We start from the raw sequence: 1,508 nt of genomic DNA, 5'->3' as shown, positions 1-1,508 counted from the left end.
AAAGATATTTATCAGAAAAGTCATGAGCAAGCTAGAGGTTTAAAGACTGAGCGGGTTCCAATTATTTTTATTCATAAATATTTTACACAATTCATACCAGGTAAGCAAGAGGGCTACGCCACTACTACCAAATCATTACCTTCAATTTCTGTTGATTGATTCCTGGTCGAACAGTCCACTCGCCTCAGTTTTCCAACAATTCCTATTTTTTCATAATTAGGGGTCTCAAGACCGCCCTAGCGGCCACCGAGAAAACCTTCACCAGCTAAGTATTTTTACTCAAGTCTCTGGAGGGGGACAGCTTATGTGACAGTTGAGGGTGCGGAATGTGGGGTAAATATCAACTGTCTGTACCTTTACACATAAACTTTGTCTAAAGTTTAAGAAAAAGTTTGATATTGGTTAAAATTTAGTCCCCCTTTTTTCCCCTTTTTTAGGCTATGATGGCAAGTCTTATTCGATAAGCTGTTCGTAGTTTAAGGGTAAGCCTCTTGCCTGTTGCATGAGTGCCTCTCCTCTATAAGTAGCCTACACTCAACGGATTTAGTATTAATTTGGTAGGCTCTCTTGGAGTTATGGTGATCAGCAAATCTTCTCAAAGAAAGGTAGTAGGCTGTATGCCCCTACCAATTACACTACGCGCAGGTGGGGACGCAACCTGGTCAGTGAGTTTATCAAACTGTTTGCGTCCATAATGTAACATGATGAATATTTTTCACCCAATGTTCAAAAGAGCCATTTGATAAGACTACGTTTACCCTTCTGAGCATGAATTTTATCTACAATCACCCCTCGATCGAGCATTGCTTAAAACAACAATTAATTCATATTTTTCCAGAAAAAAAGCATAAATTAACTTTTTATCGTTGCCCAAAGACTGATAGTATTCTCTATCGTTCACCTCTGTTTTATCATTTTACGCCCGTTCAATGTCAAACCATATTTAACCATTTAATCGCCCTTTTTCCGCAAATTCAGCTTAAGGAAGGATGGCTAGAATTATTATTAGATCAGCAATTTTTGTCCTTTTGGTTACTAAAACTAAATGATTTAATTGATAAATTTTTCTCCGATCAGCTTCCTTTCCATCCCAGAGGAGAATTTTTCTTTTTATTTCAATACACCCACGCTCGCTATTCTAGTTTGTTACAACTGCTCAATCGGGAAAAAGTTAGATTAATCGAGCCAGAACTATTATCATGGCATCATCCCGCCGAAATAGCCTTAATCCTGCAAATTTTAACCGTTTGTGATTGTTGGGAAAGCCAGAAACTCTATCCCTTAACTGCGAATTTGTGCGAAGCGATGCTCAATTTTGAGCGTAAATGTCGCATTATCGGAGAATCGGCCCCAATTCAGCGATCGAGATTAATCCTGATTAGCGTCAGTCAAAAACTACTTAACCGTCTTCTCCGTCAAAAATGGCAACTGCTGCCGATGACGGAACTTTAACGAAGACAGGAGACAGGAGACAGGAGACAGGAGACAGGAGACGGGAGACGGGAGAC

The 1,508-nt window shown here is 39.7% G+C and carries 1 protein-coding gene; it reads left to right on the top strand.

Annotated elements, in window-relative coordinates:
• Nucleotides 1-768: 768 nt before the first annotated feature.
• A complete protein-coding gene (locus tag O9290_RS18820) occupies nucleotides 769-1,452 on the top strand; it encodes a DALR anticodon-binding domain-containing protein (RefSeq protein ID WP_288057336.1) in 684 nt (227 codons plus the stop codon).
• Nucleotides 1,453-1,508: the final 56 nt, after the last annotated feature.

This window comes from Microcystis sp. LE19-41.2A (assembly GCF_027530405.1).
GTDB classification, from domain to species: domain Bacteria; phylum Cyanobacteriota; class Cyanobacteriia; order Cyanobacteriales; family Microcystaceae; genus Microcystis; species Microcystis aeruginosa.
This window is presented reverse-complemented; position numbering and strand designations above follow the sequence as displayed.

What these genes read in the sequence shown, in the direction of transcription:
- O9290_RS18820 (WP_288057336.1), top strand. Translation starts at nt 769, where the DNA reads ATGAATTTTATCTACAATCACCCCTCGATCGAGCATTGCTTAAAACAA.